The sequence below is a fragment of the Pseudomonas sp. PS1(2021) genome (assembly GCF_020405165.1).
In the GTDB taxonomy this organism is placed as follows: Bacteria; Pseudomonadota; Gammaproteobacteria; order Pseudomonadales; family Pseudomonadaceae; genus Pseudomonas; species Pseudomonas aeruginosa.
Map to the genome: position 1 here is coordinate 156,209 of NZ_CP084484.1, position 21,732 is coordinate 177,940.

The following is a 21,732-nucleotide window of genomic DNA, read 5'->3' on the forward strand; positions in this document are numbered from 1 at the left end:
GGCGGGGCTTTTTCATGGGCTCGCGAGGGCCGGCAGCCCCATCCCAGGTCACGCGCCTCGCTCCGAAGAGGGGGAGATTGCCTGACCGGTCGCGTAGGACGGATAACGTCCTGGCGTTATCCGCCTAAGTGGGCCGAGGCTCAGTCGTCGTCATCCATCCAGCCGCCCATTTCCTTCCAGCGGTTGACGATGCCGCAGAACAGCTCGGCGGTCTTCTCGGTGTCGTAGCGTGCCGAGTGCGCCTCGCGGTTGTCGAACTCCATGCCGGCGGCCTGGCAGGCCTTGGCCAGGACCGTCTGGCCGTAGGCGAGGCCAGCCAGGGTGGCGGTGTCGAAGCTGGAGAAGGGATGGAACGGATTGCGCTTGATCCCGGTACGCGCCACGGCGGCATTGAGGAAACCGAGGTCGAAGCTGCTGTTGTGGCCGACCAGGATCGCCCGCTTGCAGCCATTGGCCTTCAGCGCCTTGCGGATGCCGCGGAAGATCTCGGTGAGTGCCGCTTCCTCCTGCACCGCCATGCGTAGCGGGTGGTCGAGCTTGATGCCGGTGAATTCCAACGCGGCCGGCTCGATGTTGGCGCCTTCGAAGGGCTCGATGCGGAAGAAGTAGGTGTGTTCCGGGAACAGGAAGCCTTTCTCGTCCATGCCGACGGTGGTCGCGGCGATTTCCAGCAGCGCGTCGGTGGCCGAGTTGAAGCCGCCGGTCTCGACGTCCACCACTACCGGCAGGTAGCCGCGGAAGCGGCGCGCCATCGGATGGCGCGGGCCGCTGGGGAGGCTGCCGTCGAATTCGTCGTCGAAGTTGTCTTCGCTCATGCCCCGGCCTCCAGCAGTTTCCAGCGGAGTGTCTCTCCGGCGCGCAGCGGCACCACGTCGAAGTCGCCGAAGGGGAGGCTGGCGGGCGCCTGCCATTCCTCGCGGACCAGGGTGATCCGGTCGGTGTTGCGCGGCAGGCCATAGAAGTCCGGGCCGTGCAGGCTGGCGAAGCCTTCCAGCTTGTCCAGCGCATTGCGCTGTTCGAAGGCCTCGGCATACAGCTCGATGGCGGCGTAGGCGCTGTAGCAGCCGGCGCAACCGCAGGCGGCTTCCTTGGCGTGGCGGGCGTGCGGCGCCGAGTCGGTGCCGAGGAAGAATTTCGGATTGCCGCTCACCGCGGCGTCCAGCAGGGCTTCCTGGTGGGTGTTGCGCTTGAGGATTGGCAGGCAATAGAAGTGCGGACGGATACCGCCGACCAGCATGTGGTTGCGGTTGTACAGCAGGTGATGGGCGGTAATGGTCGCGCCGACGTTGGCCGGGGCTTCCCGGACGAACTGGGCGGCGTCGCCGGTGGTGATGTGCTCGAAGACCACCTTCAGGGTCGGGAAGCGCTCGACCACCCGGCGCAGGTGCTCATCGATGAACTGCTTCTCACGATCGAATACGTCGACCTCGGCGCGGGTCACCTCGCCATGCACCAGCAGCGGCATGCCGACCTCGGCCATCGCCTCGAGCGCTTCGAAGATATTGTCGATGCGGGTCACGCCAGAGTCCGAGTTGGTGGTGGCGCCTGCCGGATAGAGCTTGGCGGCATGCACGAAGCCGCTGGCCTTGGCGGTACGGATTTCCTCGGCGCTGGTGCGGTCGGTGAGGTACAGCACCATCAGCGGCTCGAAGCGGCTGGCGGCGGGGCGGGCGGCGAGGATGCGCTGCCGGTAGGCGTCGGCTTCGGCGGCGTTGCGCACCGGCGGCACCAGGTTCGGCATGACGATGGCGCGGCCGAAGGTGCGGGCGGCGTCGCCGACGGTATTGGCCAGCGCGGCACCGTCACGCAAGTGAATGTGCCAGTCGTCGGGGCGCAGGAGGGTGAGACGGTCGGACATGGGGCTTCCAGGACGGGATTTCGTGGGGGGAAATGCTACCGGAAAAGGGGGGGCGGGGCACTCGCTATCAAGTTTTGTCCGGGCCGTCCGATACATCCTTCGTATTTGGACGCTTTCCCGGAGCCCGCCGTCGTGCAGCCGCGCCTTCTTCTATTGCCTTTCCTGCTCAGCAGCCTGCCGGCGCTGGCGGTGACCTTCCAGACGCGGCTGGAGAGCGTCGAGTGGAAGGTCGAAGGCGACCAGTTCGAATGCCGCCTGTCGCAGCCGGTGGCGAATTTCGGGGTCGGCGAGTTCGTCCGGCGTGCCGGCGAGCAGGCGACCTTCCGCCTGAAGCCCGAGGCCCAGTGGCTGGGGCGCGGGTCGGCGACCCTGCTGGCTGCCGCGCCGCCCTGGCGACCGGGGCAGGGCGACATCAACCTTGGCCAGGTCAGCATCGGCAGCGGCGAGGTGCCGTTCAACAGCAGCCAGCAACAGGCCGGTCGGTTGCTCACCGGCCTGCTCGAGGGGCGCAGCCCGCTGGTCCGCCATCGCACCTGGCAGGGCGATCGCCTGGAGGTGCGCCTGCTGCCGGCGCGCTTCGCCAGCGTCTACAGCCAGTACCAGGCCTGCATCGCCAAGCTGCTGCCGGTGAACTTCGACCAGGTCAAGCTGGCCCAGGTCGGCTTCCCCGACGGCGGCACGGCGCTGAACGACGTGGCGCGAGCCAAGCTGGACATCATCCTGCAACTGCTCAAGGCCGATCCGAGCATCAACCGGATCGAACTCGACGGGCACTCCGACAACAGCGGCAACCGCCTGACCAACCGCGACCTGTCGCGCCGCCGCGCGCTGGCGGTGCAGGAGTACCTGAAGAGCAACGGGGTGCCGGAAAGCCAGATCAACGTGCGCTTCTACGGCGAGCGCTACCCGCTGGTGGCCAACAACAGCGCCGCCAACCGTGCGCGCAACCGCCGGGTCACCGTGCACCTGTCGCGCGAGGCGGTGGTCGAGCCGGCGACGGAAGCGCCGAAGGCCGAGGACAAGCCGGCGCCGCCCGCGGCAGAACCTGCCGCACCGAAGCCTCCGGCCGCCTCGCTTCAGGGAAAACCCACGGTTTGAGTCGCGCAAACGATAGAATCTGTCGCTTTTGCGTCTAAAGCTGTCGCCCCTCTGTAATTTCCCGAATGCCCTGCGTAGAATTGTCGCTTTTCGTGACGACCCCCGTGGAGTGATGGCATGGCGGATGTGAAGAAGGTAGTCCTGGCGTATTCCGGCGGCCTGGATACCTCGGTAATTCTGAAGTGGTTGCAAGATACCTATAACTGCGAAGTGGTGACCTTCACCGCCGACCTCGGCCAGGGCGAGGAAGTCGAACCGGCTCGCGCCAAGGCCCGCGCGATGGGCGTCAAGGAAATCTACATCGACGACCTGCGCGAAGAATTCGTCCGCGACTTCGTCTACCCGATGTTCCGCGCCAACACCGTCTACGAAGGCGAGTACCTGCTGGGCACTTCCATCGCTCGTCCGCTGATCGCCAAGCGCCTGATCGAGATCGCCAACGAGACCGGCGCCGACGCCATCTCCCACGGCGCCACCGGCAAGGGCAACGACCAGGTCCGCTTCGAGCTGGGCGCCTACGCGCTGAAGCCCGGCGTCAAGGTGATCGCGCCCTGGCGCGAGTGGGACCTGCTGTCCCGCGAGAAGCTGATGGACTATGCCGAGAAGCACGGCATCCCGATCGAGCGCCACGGCAAGAAGAAGTCGCCGTACTCGATGGACGCCAACCTCCTGCATATCTCCTACGAAGGCGGCGTGCTGGAAGATACCTGGACCGAGCACGAAGAAGACATGTGGAAGTGGACCGCTTCCCCGGAAAACGCGCCGGACACCCCGACCTACATCGAGCTGACCTACCGCAAGGGCGACATCGTCGCCATCGACGGCAAGGACATGACCCCGGCCGAGGTGCTCACCGAGCTGAACCGCGTCGGCGGGATCAACGGCATCGGCCGCCTCGACATCGTCGAGAACCGCTATGTCGGCATGAAGTCCCGTGGCTGCTACGAGACCCCCGGCGGCACCATCATGCTCAAGGCCCACCGCGCCATCGAGTCGATCACCCTGGACCGCGAAGTGGCCCACCTGAAAGACGAGCTGATGCCCAAGTACGCCAGCCTGATCTACACCGGCTACTGGTGGAGCCCGGAGCGCCTGATGCTGCAGCAGATGATCGACGCCTCGCAGGTCAACGTGAACGGCGTAGTGCGCCTGAAGCTGTACAAGGGCAACGTCGTGGTGGTGGGCCGCAAGTCCGACGACTCGCTGTTCGACGCCAACATCGCGACCTTCGAGGAAGACGGCGGCGCCTACAACCAGGCCGATGCCGCGGGCTTCATCAAGCTCAACGCGCTGCGCATGCGCATCGCCGCGAACAAGGGCCGCACGCTGTCCTGACCGACGCGCGCTGCCTGCGATGGAACGAAGAACCCCGGCCATGAGCCGGGGTTCTTCGTTCCTGATTGCTGAAAGCGATAGCCGGGGCCGTTCAGGAAGACTTCTGGATCAGTTCGATCTTGTAGCCGTCCGGGTCGGTCACGAAGGCGATCACGGTGGTACCGTGCTTCATCGGCCCGGCTTCGCGGGTGACCTGGCCGCCGTTGTTGCGGATGTCGTCGCAGGCCTGGTAGGCGTCGTCGACCTCGATGGCGATATGGCCGTAGCCGGTGCCGATCTCGTAGGCATCCACGCCCCAGTTGTGGGTAAGCTCGATCACCGCGGAATCCGCCTCGTTGCCATAGCCGACGAAGGCGAGGGTGAACTGGCCGTCGGGATAGTCGTTCTTCCTGAGCAGGGTCATGCCTAGCACCCGGGTATAGAAATCGATCGAGCGATCGATGTTTCCGACCCGGATCATGGTATGGAGAATGCGCATTTTCATTGCCTCGAGCTTCACGGTCAAAGGCGGATTTTACCATGTGGCCGGCAACCGGCTGCGAGATCGGGATCGTCCCCGTCCCGGCGACCGGCCCTTTGCCGGACTTCCCTTCCTACGGGGCGTTTCGCCTCTTCCCTGGGCCGGCCGTCGATAGCCGGTCGGCCTGCCTCCGCCACCCTCCCGGGCTGCCCGCTGCGTCTCCGAGCGTGCCAGGCGTCCCGCCCCCGGTGACCGGCCGAAAGCTCGCTGCGCCTTCGCCATGAGGTCGGAAAAAAGGGGGGTTGACCTTGCCAAGGTGTCAAGGTCGATAACCGGCCACGGAAGCGGTTTCGTCCAGCCAGGCCACGCAGGCTCAGACCAGGAAGGCACAACAATGAATCTCAGACACTTCATCCGCATCACCGCGACGCTAGGTGTCGCGGCCCTTATCGCTGGCTGCGGGGAATCGGCGCCGCCGGGGGCGGCGAGCGCCCCGCCAAGCGTTCCCGTCGCCGAGGTGGTGGTTCGCCCGGTGACACCCTACGCCGAGTTCACCGGCTCGCTGACCGCTGTCGAGCAGGTAGAACTGCGGCCGCGCGTCGCCGGCTACATCCAGGACGTTACGGTGCCGGAAGGCCGCCTGGTAGAGAAGGGCCAGCAACTGTTCCTCATCGACCCGCGCGTGTTCAAGGCGGCGCAGGATGCCGCCAGGGCACGCCTGCGCGAGGCCGAGGCCGCGGCGTTGCTGGCGCGCACCGAACACGAGCGAGCCGAGCTGCTGTATGCGCGGAAGGTCGTCGCCCGGGAGCGGCTCGACAGCGCCATCGCCTCGCGCAATGCCAGCAAGGCCCAGGTCGATGCGGCCAGGGCCGCCCTCGACGCGGCGCAACTGGATCTCGGCTTCACGCGGGTGACGGCACCGATCGGCGGGCGTGTCGGGCATATCCAGGTCACCGAGGGCAACTACGTCACCAATGGCGTCACCGCGCTGACCAGCATCGTTTCGGTCGATCCGCTGTACGTGTACTTCGATGTCGACGAGCGCACCTACCTGCAGGCCCTGGCGCCGACCCGCGGCAGGGAAGGCGAGCAGGCCCCCAGGGTCAAGGTGGCGCTGCTCACCGACGAGTCCTATGGACGAAGCAGTCGCCTCGATTTCCTCGCCAACGCCGCCGACCGCGGGACCGGCACGGTCCGGGTTCGGGCGGTGGTGGACAACCCGGACGGGCAACTGACGCCGGGGCTGTTCGCCAAGGTCAGGCTGGAGACCGGCAAGCCTCGCGCGCAGGTGCTGGTCGCCGACCATTCCATCGGCACCGACCAGGGCAGGCGCTATGTGCTGGTCGTCGACGAAGGCAACAAGACCCAGTACCGGCCGGTGGAACTCGGCCCGATGGTCGAAGGCCTGCGGGTCGTCCGCCAGGGCCTGCAGCCGGGCGAGCGCATCGTCGTCAAGGGCCTGGTCCGGCCGGACATGCAGATCACACCGCGCCTTGCGGAAATCGATGGCACGCCCGTCGACCTGTCGAAGACCGTGGGGGCCGCACAATGACATTCCCACGCTTCTTCATCGATAGGCCGATCTTCGCCATCGTTCTTTCGGTGCTGATGATGATCGGAGGTATCGTTTCGTTCTTCCAGTTGCCGCTGAGCGAATACCCGGCGGTGACGCCGCCGACCGTGCAGGTGACCACCGCCTATCCCGGCGCCAACCCCGACGTGATCGCGCAGACGGTGGCGACGCCGCTGGAGCAGGCGATCACCGGGGTCGAGGGGATGCTGTACATGTCCTCGCAGTCGGCCACCGACGGGCGAATGATCCTGACCATCACCTTCGACCAGCACATCGATCCCGACATGGCCCAGATCCAGGTGCAGAACCGGGTCTCGCGGGTGCTCTCGCGCCTGCCCGACGAGGTGCAGCGGCAGGGCGTGGTCACCCAGAAGACCTCGCCGGACATCCTCATGGTGGTGCACCTGCTGTCGCCGGAACAACGCTACGACCCGCTGTACATCTCGAACTACGCCTACCTCCAGGTACGCGACGAACTGCTGCGCCTGCCGGGGATCAGCGATGTGGTGGTGTGGGGCGCCGGCGAATACAGCATGCGCCTGTGGCTCGACCCCGACCTGATCGCCGCGCGCGGGCTGACGGCGGGCGAGGTGATCGCCGCGGTTCGCGAACAGAACGTCCAGGTGGCGGCCGGCGCCGTCGGCCAGGCGCCGGACTCCACCGCGGCCTTCCAGGTCACGGTGAATACCCTCGGGCGCCTGAGCGACGAAGAGCAGTTCGGCGACATCATCGTCCGCACCGGCGCCGACGGCCAGGTGACGCGCCTGCGCGACGTCGCGCGGATCGAGATGGGCGGCGATGCCTATGCACTGCGCAGCCTGCTGGACGGCGAACCGGCGGTGGCCTTGCAGATCGTCCAGAGCCCCGGAGCCAACGCGCTGGATACCGCCGAGGCGGTGCGTGCCACCGTGGCGAGGCTCGAAGGCAACTTCCCGGCCGGCCTGAGCGCGCGCATCGCCTACGACCCGACGGTGTTCGTCCGCGCTTCGTTGCAGACCGTGGCCACCACCCTGCTGGAGGCGATCCTGCTGGTCGTGGTGGTGGTGGTGCTGTTCCTGCGTAGCTGGCGTGCTTCGCTGATTCCGCTGATGGCCGTGCCGGTCTCGCTGGTCGGCACCTTCGCCATCATGCATCTGATGGGTTTCTCGCTGAATACCCTGTCGCTGTTCGGCCTGGTGCTGTCGATCGGCATCGTCGTCGATGACGCCATCGTGGTGGTGGAAAACGTCGAGCGCCACATCGAGAACGGCGAGCCGCCGCTCCAGGCCGCGCGGCGTGCGATGGACGAGGTCACCGGACCGATCATGGCGATTACCTCGGTGCTGGCGGCAGTGTTCATCCCCACGGCCTTTCTCAGTGGCCTGCAGGGCGAGTTCTATCGTCAGTTCGCCCTGACCATCGCCATCTCCACCATCCTGTCGGCGCTCAACTCGCTGACCCTCAGCCCGGCCCTGGCGGGCCTGCTGTTGCGTCCGCGGCCGGCCGGAGATGCGGTGGCGGGGCGCTTCCAGCGACTGCTCCAGGTCCTCGGCCGACCGTTGCGAAATGCCCCCGAGGCCTACGGCAACGCGGTGCGCAAGGTGGTGCGGGTGAGCGGCCTGGCCCTGGTGGTGTATGGGGGCCTGCTTGGCCTGACCTGGGTCGGTTTCCAGGCGGTGCCACCGGGCTTCGTGCCGATGCAGGACAAGTACTATCTGGTCGGCATCGCCCAGTTGCCGAACGGAGCGTCGCTGGAGCGTACCGATGCGGTGGTCAGGCAGATGTCCCGGATCGGCCTCGACGAGCCGGGGGTGGAGAGCGTCGTGGCCTTCCCGGGCCTGTCGGTGAACGGCTTCGTCAACGTGCCGAACGCCGCGGTCATGTTCTTCATGCTCGACCCGTTCGAATCGCGCACCTCCGCCGATCTCGGCGCGCTGGCCATCGCCGGGCGCCTGCAAGCCAAGTTCGCCAGCATTCCCGACGGCTTCCTCGGGGTCTTCCCACCGCCGCCGGTACCGGGGCTGGGAACCATCGGCGGCTTCAAGATGCAGGTCGAGGATCGCGGCGGCGCCGGGCTGGAAGCCCTGGCCAGGCAGACCCAGGTGCTGATGATGAAGGCCACTGAGTCCGGCCAGCTCGGGGGCTTGATGACCAGCTTCGATATCAATGCCCCGCAGCTCGAGGTGGTGGTCGACCGCACCAAGGTGAAGAGCCAGGGCGTTCGCCTGGCCGATGTGTTCGAGGCATTGCAGGTCTACCTCGGCTCGCTGTACATCAACGACTTCAACCGCTTCGGGCGCACCTACAAGGTCACTGCCCAGGCCGATGCGCCGCACCGCATGCAGGCCGAAGCCATCGGGCGCCTGCAGGTACGCAATGCCGCCGGGGCGATGTTGCCGCTGTCCTCGTTCGTCACCGTGACGCCCAGCTCCGGTCCCGACCGGGTGATCCACTACAACGGCTATCCGTCGGCCGATATCAGCGGTGGCGCGCTTCCCGGCGTCAGTTCGGGACAGGCGGTGGCGTTGATGGAGCGCCTGGCCGGCGAAGTGCTGCCCGAGGGCATGACCTTCGAATGGACCGACCTGACCTACCAGCAGAAGCTGGCCGGTAACAGCGCGCTGTTCATCTTCCCGCTGTGCGTGCTGCTGGCCTACCTGATCCTCGCTGCGCAGTACAACAGCTGGCTGTTGCCGCTGGCGGTCCTGCTGATCGTGCCGATGTGCCTGCTCAGCGCGATCGCCGGGGTGTGGCTGGTGGGCGGCGACAACAACGTGTTCGTCCAGATCGGGCTGGTGGTGCTGGTTGGCCTGGCGGCGAAGAACGCGATCCTGATCGTCGAGTTCGCCCGCACGCTGGAGGCCGAGGGCGCCCGTGCGCTGGAGGCGGTGGTCGAGGCTTGCCGCCTGCGCCTGCGGCCGATCCTGATGACCTCGCTGGCGTTCATCGCCGGCGTGGTGCCGTTGGTCATGGCCAGCGGCGCCGGAGCGGAAATGCGCCAGGCCATGGGCGTCGCGGTATTCGCCGGGATGCTCGGGGTGACGCTGTTCGGCCTGTTCCTCACGCCAGTGTTCTACGTACTGGTACGGGCACTGGCGGCGCGCCTGGAGCGACGCGCCGGCGGCAGCCTGGCGCATCTGGAGGGAGGCCGTCCATGAACCCATACCTGCGGTCTTCGTTGAGCGCGCTGATCCTGCTGGGCGGCTGTGCCGCGGTGGGGCCCGACTATGCGCCGCCGAGCGCGTCCGCACCGGCCAGCTTCGGCGCGATGCCGGCGGGTATCGATGGCGGTGGCGTGGAGGTCGAGTGGTGGCGCGGGTTCGACGAGCCAGCCCTGGAGTCTCTGATCCAGCGGGCGCTCGCGGCGAACCTCGACATCGCCCTTGCCGGCGCGCGCCTGGACGAAGCGAAGGCGCTGCTGCGCGAGAACCGCGAAGAGTTCCTGCCGCGCGGCGGCCCGGCGTTCGATTACCAGGCCCGGCGGCGCGGCGAGGTGGAAACACCGGCCGGCCAGCAGCGCGACATCGAGACCTATCGCGGCGCGCTGGATGCTTCCTGGGAAATCGACCTGTTCGGCCGGGTGCGGCGCTCGGTGGAGGCCGCCGAGGCGCAGGCGGGCTCGCGCGAGGCCCTGCTGCGCAACGTGCAGGCGAGCGTCGCGGCTACGGTTGCCATGACCTGGTTCCAGCTACAGGGCATCGAGGCCGAACTTGCGGTGGTCCATGACATCGCCGGCAACCAGCGCGACAGCCTGGAGATGGTCGAACGCCTGGTCAGCGCCGGCTCCGCCCACGAGTTCGACCGGTTGCGCGCCGAAGCGTTATTGCACAACGTCGAGGCGGCCGTGCCCGACCTCGAACGGCGCCGCGCCGCCACCCGCAATGCGCTGGCCGTTCTCCTCGCGGAAGCCCCGCAGGCCTTCAGCCCGCCGGTCGCCCGTGCCTCCGGGGAAAGGCTGACGCTCCGCACCCTCGGGGTCGGCGACCCGGCGGGACTGCTGGCGCGTCGCGCCGACATCGCCGCGGCCGAACGCAACCTGGCGGCCGCGACCGCACGTATCGGCGTCGAGACCGCGGGGCTGTATCCGCGGGTCGAGGTACGCGGCTCGATTGGCCTGGTCGCCGGCAATCTCGATGCTTTGGACGAGAGTGGTACGTCCTTCAACGTCCTGAACCCGGTGATTCGCTGGGCGCTACTCGACCGCGGTCGCGTGCGGGCGCGGATCGCCGCCAGCGAGGCCCGTGCGCAGGAGGCATTGATCCTCTACGACCGGACGGTGCTGCGCGCCCTGCAGGAGACCGATGATGCCTTCAACGGCTATGGCGCTGCCGCTGACAGGCTCCGCCTGCGCCTGCTCGAGGCGACGGCCAATCGCGAGGCGGCGCGCCTGGCCCGGGAACGCTTCGTCCAGGGGGACGGCGAGTACCTGGACGTGCTCGAGGCGGAACGCTCGGACTACCTCAGCCGGCGCGCATTGAGCATCGCGCGCACCGAGCAGCGCCTTGCCGTCGTGGGTATCTACAAGGCGCTGGGTGGTGGCTGGGAAGCCTGCGCGGGGGCGCGGCGCTGTGGCGTGGCTACCGACGATACCTCTCCAGGCGTGGCACGGCAGCGCGACAGTCGCTCCTGATCAGCCGCCGGCGGTTTCCGGCCGCCGGCCTTCGCTCGACTGCCTAGGTCGAGGGCCGTGCGGCGCGTCCTCCGGTTATTTGGCGAACCCCGGGAGTACGGATTGCCTGGCGCGGATCGCTCGTCCCTGTCCGCCTTATCGATAAGTCGGTTCCGAACTCTTTTTCGGTAGTTCATTCAGATGGATGAGTGAAGAGGGCAGATGGAAAGTATCTGCTCGGGACTTCAATGTTCAGAAGAGTGGGGAAGTATTACTTCCTCATTGTTCTTCAGGTACGTTCCGGCTGCCCGCCGTTTCTTATTGGATGAAGTCACTCCTGTGCCTCTGCGCTCGCGCCGCACGGAGACGTCGAATACATATCGTCGAGAGGTTCTTCAGTGGTGAGTGGAGCTGGCTGACGCGGTATCTCGGTTGTCGGGCGGAGTTGTTCTATATGTTCGAACTTGGCTTTGCTCGTTGTTTTAAGTTTGCGGAATAACCTCTGGAACTATTCATATGAATTTTTGAAAGTTTGGTTTGCCTGAGAGATTTATGAGTTGACCTTGTCACGATGGCAGGACTCATGGTTCGCAGGAGTCAACAAACCAGGAGGTTGCGATGTTTTCTTTCCATATTCCGAACATGACCTGCGGCGGTTGTGCCAAGACTGTCACCCGTATCCTGCACGGCGTCGATCCCCAGGCGCGCGTAGAGACCGATCCTCCTCGGCGCGAGGCCAGGGTCGAGAGCACTCTGGACAAGCACGCATTCCTCGAGGCGTTGAGCGAGGCCGGTTATCCGGAGGGCCGTTGAGTGCATGGGCATGACGCAGGCGTAGGGTCGGATAGTAGCGTTTCGCCCAGTGCCGGCAATAGGAAAATGATTTTCATTGAAGTCCGCGTTCCATATGCCATCAATGGCGCTTGGCTATTGTGGAAAGAACTCTTTGGAATTTGTAAATCAATATTTCAGTCGGCCGCGAGGTGACAGTTATGTGAACGGCAAGAGGCGCTGACAGGAAACCCTAAAAGTTATTCTCCGATGGATTCGCAGGCCTTTAGATCGGGGTTTTTCGCAGCGCATCCAGTGTTATCGAAGAGCACCTTTCGGCGAACTCCGTTGTCCGCCGACATGGCCGCTGCATTGCTTGACCTTGCCACCGTGGCAAGCTTTACGGTCGCCCCGCACAACAACAAAAACAAGGGTGATCCAAATGACTTCAAATCCGTTACAGCAATGCTGCAATTCTTCCTCCGATATGAATATCCGCCCCCAGCGGACAATGTCGGAACCTGCCCGAAATGCATCGGCTCTCCTGGCTGAAGCCTTGAAACCGGGTGCCTCCCTGGACCAGATCACGCTCGCGCTCGAGGCGATTCTCGCGGTCACGGCCAAAGGCCTGGGCGGTGATGCTTCGGCTTACGCGCAGTACCAGGCGTTGCTCCTGGAACTGCACGTAGGCAGCGATCCGCATACGGAGCCGACCCGCCGCTGGATGGCGAGCCAGGTCTACCTGGTCGAGGATCGTTTCGCTCCCGAGCCGGCCGGTTTCAGCGCCGTCCCGGTGGAGGAGTTCCGCAAGAAGGTCGACGCCGAGATCGAGGCGCGCAGCCGGGTGCGCCATCCCATGTCGGTCCACCTGTTCCAGGGCACGCCGCCGGTCGAGGACGTGCGCTTCTTCCTGGAACACCATTGGGTCCGTTCCTACAACTTCTACAGCCTCCTGGCGGAGCTGGCCTTCCGTTTCGAAAACATCGAGGACGCCTCGGTGTTCTACCGCAACCTCTACGGCGAGGCCGGGGCGGAGACGCCGGAGCGCTCGCACCCCGCGTTGCTGTCCCACCTGATGACCTACTTCGACATTCCGCTGCGCATCGATTTCCCGGCGCTGCATCCGCTGGAGAAGGCCTACCTCAACAACCGTATCCGTTGCGTGCGGCACACCGATGTCGCCTGGGGCCTTGCGCTCCTGTACGCGGTCGAGTCGGTGAGCTGCGTCAACCACCGGCGTATCTACGAACTCCTGCAGCGCCTGGGCGTGCCCGAGCAACCCAGCGAGTTCCATCGCCTGCACGGCACCCAGGACGAGATCGATACCGAGGAGATGTGGGCGCTGATCGCCAAGTTCGCGCCGAGCGAAGACTTCCAGCGCAAGTTCATGCAGTCGCTGGCGCGCCACTTCGAAATCAACCGGGCCTACTTCGACCTGCTCTGGGAGCAGATGCAGGCGAATTCCCTGGCCATGGCCTGATGCCTATCCAGAACAAGAACAAGGAGTACAGGATGAATACCCGCAATTTTTCCCTGCCGCAGTTGCAGAACCTGCCCATCGATGAAGCACGCATCGTTGCCGATGCGCTGGCCGTCCACGCTACTTCCCGCCAGATCGATAGCGCCGCGAGCAAGCTGGCCGCGCTGGCCGAGGCAGGGCTCAAGGGCGACCGCCAGGCCTATGCCGCGTACCAGCAGTTGCTCTACGTCCTTTCGTTGAGCGACGACGTGGCGACCGCCCAGACCCGGCGCTGGCTGGCCCGGGCGATCTATCGCGTCGAAGAGCGTTTCATGCCCGCCGCCGATCTTTCCAGGGCGCTGTCCGAGGAGGATTTCCAGAAGCGTCTCGAACAGGAAATCGCCGCGCAGTCCCGCGAGCGGCACCCGATGTCGCAGTACGTGTTCTCCGGCTCGGCCTCCCGCGCGCAGCTCCAGGTGTTCCTCCGTCACCAGTGGTTCCGCACCTTCCGCCTGTACCGCGATGCGGCCGACCTGTTGGTCAACCTGACCGATGTGGACGAGGCCGCGGCGCTCGCGCGTTACCTCTATGGCGAGTTGGGCGAGGAAGACGAAAAGGGTTCGCATCCGCGCCTGCTGGCCAAGCTGCTCGAGGCCATCGGCCTGGAGGCGGACTTCCAGGCCGTGTCGACGATGCCCGAGGAAATCGCCTACCTGAACAATCGTGCCCGTGCCTTCCGGCATGCCGAGGTCGGTTGGGGGCTGGCGGTGTTCTACATCACCGAACTGGTCGTGCCGGGGAACCACGAAAAGCTCTATCGGGCCCTGCTCCAGGCCGGCCTGAGCGAGGACCAGGCGGAGTACTACAAGGTCCACATCAGCCTCGTACCGCCGCGGGCCAAGCGCGAATGGCAACTCATCGCGCGGCGGATTCCGGACGTGCAGTTCCAGAATGCGTTCCTGACCTCGCTATCGCAGCACTTCCGTGTGGAAAGGGCCTATTACGACGCGATCTGGGAAGAGATGCAGAGCGTCAAGTGACTTCCACCGGGACAAAGCGAGCACTCGAAAATGCCAAGTCACATTACGGAATCCCGTATACACGGGGGCGCCTACTCGTCCCCGGCATTCGCCGCGATCTTTTCCGATACCAACCAGGTGCGGAGGTGGCTGGATGTCGAGCGAGCCTTGGCGGCGACCCAGGGCGAGATGGGCATCATCCCCCACGAGGCGGCGCGGGAGATCGACCGCGCCGCCCAGGTGGAGCGCTTCGACCTCATGCAACTGGGCCGCGAAAGCCTGGAGACAGGGCACCTGCTGGTGCCTACCATCCGCGCCCTGGCGAGGTTGTGCGAGGGTAGCTGGGGGGAGTACGTGCACTATGGCGTGACCACTCAGGACATCCTAGACACCGGGCTGATGCTGCAGGTCAAGGAAGCCTGGGGCCATGCGCTCGGGCTCCTGCACTCGATCCGTGGCCATCTGCTGGCGCTCGCCCTGCGCCACCAGCACACGCCGATGGTTGCACGCACCCACGGGCAGCAGGCGCTGCCCACGACCTTCGGCTACAAGGTCGCCGTCTGGGTGGATGAAATCGACCGTCACCTGGCGCGCTTCGACGAGGCGCGCGAACGCGTCCTGGTCGGCAATCTGACCGGTGCCGTGGGAACCCTGGCGTCGTTCGGCGCCCAGGGCTTCGAGCTACAGCGGCGAACCCTGGCCAGGCTTGGTCTCGGCGCGCCGTCGACCAGTTGGCACAGCGCCCGGGACCGGGTGCTGGAGGTTGCCGGGTTGCTGGTCCAGGTGTCGGTGACGCTGGGCCGGGTGGCGAACGAGATCTACCACCTGCAGCGCAGCGAAATCGACGAGGTACGCGAGGGCAGCCGGCCGGGACAGGTGGGCAGCAGCACCATGCCGCACAAGCGGAACCCGTCGTCGGTCGACCTGGTCAGCGCGCTGTCGCGGCTGGTGCGGGCACAGATGGTGGCGCTCACCGATGCCGCGTTTCAGTTGCACGAGCGCGACGGCACCGCCTGGCGCATCGAGTGGGCGGCGTTGCCGGAGCTGTTCGTCTACGCCGGCGCCTTGCTGACCCGCATGGAGGCGGTGCTGGCCGAGGGGCTCGAGGTGCGCGAGGAACGCATGCGCACCAACCTCGACCTGCTGGGTGGGCTGATCCTGTCGGAGCGGGTCATGCTCGCGCTGGCGGGGCAGTTCGGCAAGCAGACCGCCCACGAACTGCTCCATGAGATAACCCAGGCCTCCCAGCGGCAGGGCGTTCCGTTCCGCGAGGCGCTGCTCGGGCAGCCAAGGTTGCGCGGCTGTTTCAGCGCCGAGGCGCTCGAAGAACTCCTCGACCCCGTCGGCTACGTCGGCCTCGCCGCGGAGATGGTCGACCTGGTCGCCGGCAAACCACGAACCGGCGCGTCGGGCGACAGGCCCGAAGGCGCCGCCTCTTCCCAAGGAAATACCGGTCAGTCCCAGTACGTGATGGAGGATAGGTGATGGATGCTGAATCGCTGGAAATGCTTGCCCGTTCCTCGTGCACCGCGCATCCGCAGAGCTTCGGCGGCGCACCGGCCGAGTCGTCCTGCAAGCACGAACACAGTCACATCGTTGACTCTAAAACCCATGGCGGCGGCTACGCCGGTCCGGTGAGCCGACGGATCTTCTGTAGCCACTGCCGCCTGCAACGCTGGCTCGACGTGGAGGCGGCGCTGGCGCTGGCGCAGGCCGATGTCGGCGTCATTCCGCCCGAGGCCGCGCTGGAGATCGCGAAGGCCGCCAGGCTTTCGGCCGTCGACCTGCAGCAGATCGCCGACGGCGTGGCCAGCACCGGGCACTCGCTGATGCCCCTGCTGGGTGCGCTGCAACGGAACTGCAGCCCCAGCGCGCGCGAGTACGTGCATTTCGGCGCGACCACGCAGGATATCCAGGACACCGCGCAGTCCCTGGAAATGCGCGATGTGCTGGATGAAACGGAGCGGGCGCTGGACATCCTCCTGGACCGGCTCTCGGTGCTGGCGAGCGGGACCCGCAATGCGCTGATGGTCGCCAGGACCCACTCGATCCCGGCGTTGCCGACCACCTTCGGGCTGAAGGTGGCCGGCTGGATCGACGAGTTGCTGCGTCACCGCGAACGCCTGGGCGAGGCGCGCAAGCGGATCCTGGTGGTGCAACTGTTCGGCGGCGTGGGCACGATGGCCGCCTTCGGCGACGAGGCCATGCTCCTGCTCGAAAGCTTCGCGCGGCGGCTGTCGCTGGACGTGCCGCTGGCGGGTTGGCACGTGTCCCGCGACCGGGTTACCGAGTTCGTCAGCACCCTGGCCATGGTCACCGCGTCCCTGGCGCGGATCGCCGACGAGATCCGCACCCTGAACCGCTGGGAGATCGGCGAGCTGGAGGTGGGCTGGACGCAGCAGCAGATCGGTAGCAGCACCATGCCCCACAAGCGCAATCCGGAAGGCTGCGAGCAGGTCGTGGTGCTGGCCCGGCTGGCCAAGGCCCAGGTCCTGCTCGCGTTGGACGCCATGATCCTCGAGCACGAGCGGGACTACCGCGGCACGCGCCTGGAATGGTGTGCGGTGGCGGACGTTTCCCACTATGCACTGATGGCGCTGTCGCTGCTGACCGACACCATCGACGGGCTCACGGTCCACGACGAGACCATGGCGCGGACGGCGAATGCATACAGCGATGCGATCTGTACCGAGGCGTTCGTCTTCGAGATGGCCAAGCAACTGGGCAAGAGCAGCGCTTACGAAATCATCTTCGAGATCACCCAGGCCTGCCAGCGCAAGCGGATTCCGATGCGCCAGGCGCTCGAGTCGGATCCGCGGGTGGGCGCCGTCATGCCGAAGGAAACCCTGGCCAGGCTGTTCGAGCCGCGGACCCATCTCGGCATGGCCGGGACCATCGTCGACAAGGTGCTGGACAAGGTCGCCAGCCACCACTGAATCACCCGCCGCCAGAGGCGGCGGTACTGCACATCAACGGAGAACAAGAATGACAAAGGCTAACGAGATCGAAACCGCGAAGGTCAAGCAGTTTTCAGCACGGATCATGGAGGACTACGGCAATACCCTGCGCGGCGCGATGCTCTACATCGGCGACCGCCTGGGGCTGTTCAAGGCGCTCGCCCATGGCCAATGGGTGACCCTGGAAGAGCTGGCGCAGCAGACCGGCTACACCACCCGCTACCTGCGCGAATGGCTGGGCAGCATGGTCACCGGCAACTACCTGGCCTACGATCCGCAGAGCAGGAGCTATCGGTTGCCGGCCGAGTTCGTCCCGGTGCTCGCCGACGAGGACTCGCCTTATTTCGCCGGCGGGATCATCCAGTTGAGCGTGCCCTTCGTGAGCATGGCGCCGAAGATCATCGAGGCCTTCCGCTGCGGCGGCGGTTGCCCCGAGGAATCCTTCCCGCTGGAAACCTGGGAAGGCATGGAGCGCATGACCATGCCCTGGTACAAGCACTTCCTCGTGCAACACTGGATTCCTTCGCTGGATGGCGTCAAGGAAAAGCTCCAGGCGGGTGGCAGCGTGCTCGATTTCGGCTGCGGCAGCGGGCTGGCCGCGATCATGATGGCCAAGGCGTTCCCCGAAGCCCAGGTCTATGGCTGTGACTTCCACGCGCCGTCCATCGAACGCGCGCGGGCGAACGCCGAGGCCGCGGGGGTCGGCGACCGGGTGCGCTTCGAGGTCAGCGATTCCGATGCGCTGGCGGGCAAGAAGTTCGACTTCGTCACGACCTTCGTGGTCATCCACGACGCGACCGACCCGCAGCAGATGATGAAGGACCTGCGCGAGTCGACCGCCGACGATGGGACCTACCTGATGGTGGAACTCAACCTGTCGCAGGAACTGCACGAGAACATGAACCTGTTCGGTCGCGTGATGTACCCGCAGAGCACGCTGTATTGCATGACCTGTTCGCTGTCCCACGGCGGCGAGGGTCTCGGCGCCTTCATGGGCGAGGACCGCGCGCGGCAGATGGCCGAGGCCGCCGGCTTCAGTCGCTTCCGCAAGGTGCCTTCGGAGTGGCCGCCGCTGCCGGCGCTGTTCGAACTGCGACCCTGAGGGCGTTATCCGGGACGGCCGGGACGGCGACCGTCGGATAGCGGTTGCCGTGGCCGCCGCCCGGCGCGTGCCGGCTGGGCATGGCGGTCTCGGCTCGATCGCACTGGTGTTCAGGCCCGCTTCGGCGGGCTTTTCATGGCCGCCGGAAAAACGAAGCCCCGCCAATTGCGGGGCTTGCTTGCGGTGTGGACGGCGCTGCTCACAGGTCGAAGTCGTAGTCCGACAACTGGCGCTGCAGGCGGCGTTCTTCCAGCAGGTTGTCGATGATGCGACGCTTGGTCAGGTTGGTCTTGGCCACCTCGACGCTGGTTTCCTCGCCGTCATCCTCTTCAACGCCGGCTTCGTCGTCGATCTCGAGTTCTTCTTTGGCTTTTGCCATGACATTCACTCCAACTTATGGGGTGGTAATGGCGCACCTTATAGCGACAAAGCCGTGGCTGGTAAAAAAGATTTTTTCAATCGTAAAGATAGGATTTCGAATAGTTGATCAATCGTCTGAAGTCTTGTGCTTGTATTCGCACAGGTCCTCGATCCGGCAGCTTCCGCATTGCGGCTTGCGCGCCTTGCAGACGTAGCGGCCATGCAGGATCAGCCAGTGGTGGGCATCGAGCAGGTACTCGCGCGGCACGAACTTCAGCAGTTTCTTCTCCACTTCCAGAACGTTCTTTCCCGGTGCTATGCCGGTGCGGTTGGCGACGCGGAAGATATGCGTGTCCACCGCCATGGCCAGTTGCCGGAAGGCGGTGTTGAGCACCACGTTGGCGGTCTTGCGGCCAACCCCGGGCAGGGCTTCGAGGTCCTCGCGGTTGTCGGGGACCTGGCCGCCGTGCTTTTCGATGAGGATGCGGCAGGTTTCGATGACGTTCTTCGCCTTGCTGTTGTAGAGGCCGATGGTCTTGATGTACTCCGACAGCCCCTCGACGCCGAGGGCGTGGATCGCCTCGGGGGTGTTGGCCACCGGATAGAGGCGGGCGGTAGCCTTGTTCACCCCGACGTCGGTGGCCTGGGCGGAGAGGATCACCGCGATGAGCAGTTCGAAGGGGGTGGTGTAGGCCAGTTCGGTCCTTGGCTCGGGGTTGTCTTCGTGCAGTCGGCGGAAGATCTCCGCGCGCTTGGCGGCATTCATTCAATCACTCCGGTGACGCGGACGCGCTGGCGCTGGGTGGCGGGTACGTCGCCCGCCTGCACCTTGGCGCGTTCCGCCAGGCTTTCATCGATACGGTTCTTCAGGGCGATCAGCAGGCCGAGCATGATGAACGCGCCCGGCGGCAGGATCGCCAGCAGGAAGCCCTGGTACTGCGGGAACGGCTGGATCTTCCAGTCCGCCGCCGCCGGGCCGAACAGCAAGTGCATGTCGGCCAGCAGGGTACCCTGGCCGAGCAGCTCGCGCAGGCCGCCGAGGACCAGCAGGACCAGGGCGAAGCCGAGGCCCATCAGCAGTCCGTCGAAGCTGGCGCGCAGCACGCCGTTCTTCGCCGCGAAGGCCTCGGCGCGACCGAGGATCACGCAGTTGGTGGTGATCAGCGGGATGAAGATGCCGAGGACCTGGTACAGCTCGTAGGTCCAGGCCTGCATCAGCAGTTCGATGCAGGTGGTCAGCACGGCGATGATCATGACGAACGCCGGCAGCCGGATCGCCTCGCTCACCGCGCCGCGCACCAACGATACCGCGGCATTGGAGCAGGCCAGCACGAGCATGGTGGCCAGGCCCAGGCCGAGGGCGTTGACCGTCGAGTTGCTGGTGCCCAGCAGCGGGCACAGGCCGAGCAACTGGACCAGGCCCGGGTTGTTGCGCCACAGGCCGTTGCGGGCGATCTCGCGGAAATCTTGTTCACTCATGTCCGGCAGCCTCTTCGGGGGCGAGCAGGCGTTCGCGGTTGGCGTCGAAGTAGCGCAGCGCCTTGTGCACGGCGCGGACCACGGCGCGCGGGGTGACGGTGGCGCCGACGAACTGGTCGAACGTACCGCCGTCCTTCTTCACCGCCCAGCCGGCGTCCGCCGGATCGCCCAGGCCCTTGCCGTCGAAACCGTGCACCCAGGGACTCTTGGCCAGTTCGATGCGGTCGCCGAGGCCGGGGGTTTCCTTGTGCGCGACGACCCGCACGCCGAGCAGCCGGCCCTGGGCGGTGACCCCGACCAGTAGCTGGATGGCGCCGCTGTAGCCATCCGGCGCGCTGGCCTGGAGGATGACTGCGCTGGCCTGGCCGTGCAGGCGGGCGACATAGGCCGGACGCGGCGCATCCAGGCCGAGCAGCTTCGGCGCGAAAGTTGGCACCTGGCTGTCCAGCGGATGGTTGTCGTAGCTGCCCGGCGGCAGCAGTTCCAGCAGGGCGCGGCCGCGCGCCTCGCGCTGGGCTTCGGCGATGCGCGCTTCTGTGAATTGCTGCACCAGGGCCACCAGGCCCACCCCGACCAGGGCGAAGAGCCCGAGCAGGAGGGCGTTGCGCAGCATCGAACGGCGAGTCGCGGCGTCCATCAGTCGCCTGCCTTGAAGCCGCGCTCGGCCTTGCGATGGCCGTAGGTGCGCGGCCGGGTGTAGTAGTCGATGGTCGGCGCCGCCAGGTTCATCAGCAGCACGGCGAACGCCACGCCATCGGGATAGCCGCCCCAGGTGCGGATGACGTAGGTGAGGACGCCGACGCCGAGGCCGAAGACCAGCCGCCCGCGATTGCTGGTGGCGCCGGACACCGGGTCGGTGACGATGAAGAAGGCGCCGAGCATGGTCGCCCCGCTGAACAGATGGAACAGTGGCGAGCCATGGGAATCGGAGCCGGAACCATTCCAGAACAGCAGGCTCATGGCGAACAGGCCGGTGAGCATGCCCAGCGGCGCGTGCCAGGTGAACAGCCGGCGCCAGAGCAGGAACAGGCCGCCGAGGAGGAACGCCAGGTTGACCCACTCGCTGCCGGCGCTACCGAGGTGGCCGAAGGCCGGGTTGCCGGCGAACAGCTCATCGACGGTCAGGCTGCGGTCGGTCTTCAGCACGTCGAGGGCGGTGGCGTGGGCCCAGGCGTCCGGCCGGCTAGCGAGGCCGAGGAATTCGCGGAGGCTGTCGGGCAGGCCGAGGGCGCTGTCCGGCGAGGGCCAGCGGGTCATTTCCAGGGGAAACGAGACCAGCGCCACGACGTAGCCGAGCATCGCCGGGTTGAACGGGTTCTGTCCGAGGCCGCCGTACAGGTGCTTGCCGAACACCAGGGCGAAGAAGGTCGCCACCAGGGTCAGCCACCAGGGGGCGTAGGGCGGCAGGGCGACGGCCAGCAACAGGGCGGTGACCAGCGCGCTGCCGTCCTTGAGGAACACCACCGGCGGACGTTTGCGCAGGGCCAGCATGGCGGCTTCGCAGGCCAGCGCGACGAGGCTGGCCCAGGCCAGGTTGAGCAGGGTGCCCGGGCCGTACAGCCAGGTCAGCGTCAGCAGGCCGGGGACGCAGGCGCCGAGCACCAGGCGCATGATCGCCGGGGTACGGTTGGAGCCGCGGGCGTGGGGCGAGGTGGGGCGGGGCAGGGCCATGG

Annotated in this window: 20 protein-coding genes; 12 read left to right on the forward strand and 8 right to left on the reverse strand. The window is 66.2% G+C overall.

What is annotated here, in order from left to right:
- Window positions 1–140: 140 nt before the first annotated feature.
- The gene (gene rnt / locus LE197_RS00695) at window positions 141–815 is read right to left on the reverse strand and encodes a ribonuclease T (RefSeq protein WP_003092070.1); all 675 of its coding nucleotides are present in this window, start codon (window positions 813–815) and stop codon (window positions 141–143) included.
- Window positions 812–1,858 (reverse strand): dihydroorotase, encoded by a 1,047-nt coding sequence (pyrC, locus tag LE197_RS00700; RefSeq protein ID WP_003092068.1) that lies wholly within the window; start codon window positions 1,856–1,858, stop codon window positions 812–814. The genes rnt and pyrC overlap by 4 nt, the downstream gene beginning before the upstream one ends.
- A 132-nt stretch (window positions 1,859–1,990) precedes the next feature.
- On the opposite strand from pyrC, the gene motY reads away from it, so the two are divergent.
- Both motY and LE197_RS00710 read left to right on the forward strand, forming a co-directional pair.
- A complete protein-coding gene (gene motY / locus LE197_RS00705; RefSeq protein ID WP_003104269.1) occupies window positions 1,991–2,956 on the forward strand; it encodes a flagellar protein MotY in 966 nt (321 codons plus the stop codon).
- Window positions 2,957–3,073: 117 nt separating this feature from the next.
- Window positions 3,074–4,291, forward strand: a complete 1,218-nt coding sequence (locus tag LE197_RS00710) for an argininosuccinate synthase (RefSeq protein ID WP_003092065.1) — start codon at window positions 3,074–3,076, stop codon at window positions 4,289–4,291.
- Between the two features lie 91 nt (window positions 4,292–4,382).
- Here the strand turns inward: LE197_RS00710 and gloA are convergent, their stop codons facing one another.
- Window positions 4,383–4,769 (reverse strand): lactoylglutathione lyase, encoded by a 387-nt coding sequence (gloA, locus tag LE197_RS00715; protein ID WP_003110007.1) that lies wholly within the window; start codon window positions 4,767–4,769, stop codon window positions 4,383–4,385.
- 376 nt (window positions 4,770–5,145) lie between these two features.
- Between gloA and mexP the strand changes: the two genes are divergently transcribed.
- The 10 genes from mexP (at window position 5,146) to LE197_RS00765 (ending at window position 18,220) form a co-directional block, all read left to right on the forward strand.
- Window positions 5,146–6,303, forward strand: coding sequence for a multidrug efflux RND transporter periplasmic adaptor subunit MexP (gene mexP, locus LE197_RS00720; RefSeq protein WP_151155371.1), 1,158 nt, complete (start codon window positions 5,146–5,148; stop codon window positions 6,301–6,303).
- Window positions 6,300–9,461, forward strand: a complete 3,162-nt coding sequence (mexQ, locus tag LE197_RS00725) for a multidrug efflux RND transporter permease subunit MexQ (protein ID WP_003092062.1) — start codon at window positions 6,300–6,302, stop codon at window positions 9,459–9,461. The genes mexP and mexQ overlap by 4 nt, the downstream gene beginning before the upstream one ends.
- On the forward strand, window positions 9,458–10,933 hold the full coding sequence (gene opmE, locus LE197_RS00730; RefSeq protein WP_151155373.1) for a multidrug efflux transporter outer membrane subunit OpmE: 1,476 nt from the start codon (window positions 9,458–9,460) through the stop codon (window positions 10,931–10,933). Before mexQ ends, opmE begins: the two co-directional genes overlap by 4 nt.
- 597 nt (window positions 10,934–11,530) lie before the next feature.
- Window positions 11,531–11,725: a heavy-metal-associated domain-containing protein gene (locus LE197_RS00735; RefSeq protein WP_003092060.1), complete on the forward strand. Its 195-nt coding sequence runs from the start codon at window positions 11,531–11,533 to the stop codon at window positions 11,723–11,725.
- Window positions 11,726–12,031: 306 nt separating this feature from the next.
- Entirely contained in the window at window positions 12,032–12,235 is a 204-nt protein-coding gene (locus LE197_RS00740) for a hypothetical protein (RefSeq protein ID WP_226034122.1), read from the forward strand.
- The gene (locus tag LE197_RS00745) at window positions 12,171–13,163 is read left to right on the forward strand and encodes an HOASN domain-containing protein (RefSeq protein ID WP_058202242.1); all 993 of its coding nucleotides are present in this window, start codon (window positions 12,171–12,173) and stop codon (window positions 13,161–13,163) included. The genes LE197_RS00740 and LE197_RS00745 overlap by 65 nt, the downstream gene beginning before the upstream one ends.
- A gap of 32 nt (window positions 13,164–13,195) precedes the next feature.
- Window positions 13,196–14,182 carry an HOASN domain-containing protein gene (locus LE197_RS00750; RefSeq protein ID WP_003110004.1) on the forward strand — a complete coding sequence of 329 codons (987 nt, stop codon included), beginning with the start codon at window positions 13,196–13,198 and terminating at the stop codon, window positions 14,180–14,182.
- A gap of 30 nt (window positions 14,183–14,212) precedes the next feature.
- Window positions 14,213–15,646 (forward strand): adenylosuccinate lyase family protein, encoded by a 1,434-nt coding sequence (locus tag LE197_RS00755; RefSeq protein ID WP_003124274.1) that lies wholly within the window; start codon window positions 14,213–14,215, stop codon window positions 15,644–15,646.
- Entirely contained in the window at window positions 15,646–17,097 is a 1,452-nt protein-coding gene (locus LE197_RS00760) for an adenylosuccinate lyase family protein (protein WP_003092055.1), read from the forward strand. Before LE197_RS00755 ends, LE197_RS00760 begins: the two co-directional genes overlap by 1 nt.
- Before the next feature lie 49 nt (window positions 17,098–17,146).
- Window positions 17,147–18,220: a class I SAM-dependent methyltransferase gene (locus LE197_RS00765; RefSeq protein ID WP_003092054.1), complete on the forward strand. Its 1,074-nt coding sequence runs from the start codon at window positions 17,147–17,149 to the stop codon at window positions 18,218–18,220.
- Window positions 18,221–18,419: 199 nt separating this feature from the next.
- Here the strand turns inward: LE197_RS00765 and LE197_RS00770 are convergent, their stop codons facing one another.
- The 5 genes from LE197_RS00770 to LE197_RS00790 form a co-directional block, all read right to left on the reverse strand.
- Entirely contained in the window at window positions 18,420–18,599 is a 180-nt protein-coding gene (locus LE197_RS00770) for a PA3496 family putative envelope integrity protein (protein ID WP_003092052.1), read from the reverse strand.
- Window positions 18,600–18,707: 108 nt separating this feature from the next.
- A complete protein-coding gene (gene nth / locus LE197_RS00775; protein ID WP_003092050.1) occupies window positions 18,708–19,346 on the reverse strand; it encodes an endonuclease III in 639 nt (212 codons plus the stop codon).
- On the reverse strand, window positions 19,343–20,059 hold the full coding sequence (locus tag LE197_RS00780) for an electron transport complex subunit E (protein WP_003107418.1): 717 nt from the start codon (window positions 20,057–20,059) through the stop codon (window positions 19,343–19,345). Before LE197_RS00780 ends, nth begins: the two co-directional genes overlap by 4 nt.
- Entirely contained in the window at window positions 20,052–20,696 is a 645-nt protein-coding gene (gene rsxG, locus LE197_RS00785) for an electron transport complex subunit RsxG (protein WP_023118769.1), read from the reverse strand. Before rsxG ends, LE197_RS00780 begins: the two co-directional genes overlap by 8 nt.
- Window positions 20,696–21,730 (reverse strand): RnfABCDGE type electron transport complex subunit D, encoded by a 1,035-nt coding sequence (locus tag LE197_RS00790; protein ID WP_151155375.1) that lies wholly within the window; start codon window positions 21,728–21,730, stop codon window positions 20,696–20,698. Before LE197_RS00790 ends, rsxG begins: the two co-directional genes overlap by 1 nt.
- Between the last annotated feature and the right edge of the window lie 2 nt (window positions 21,731–21,732).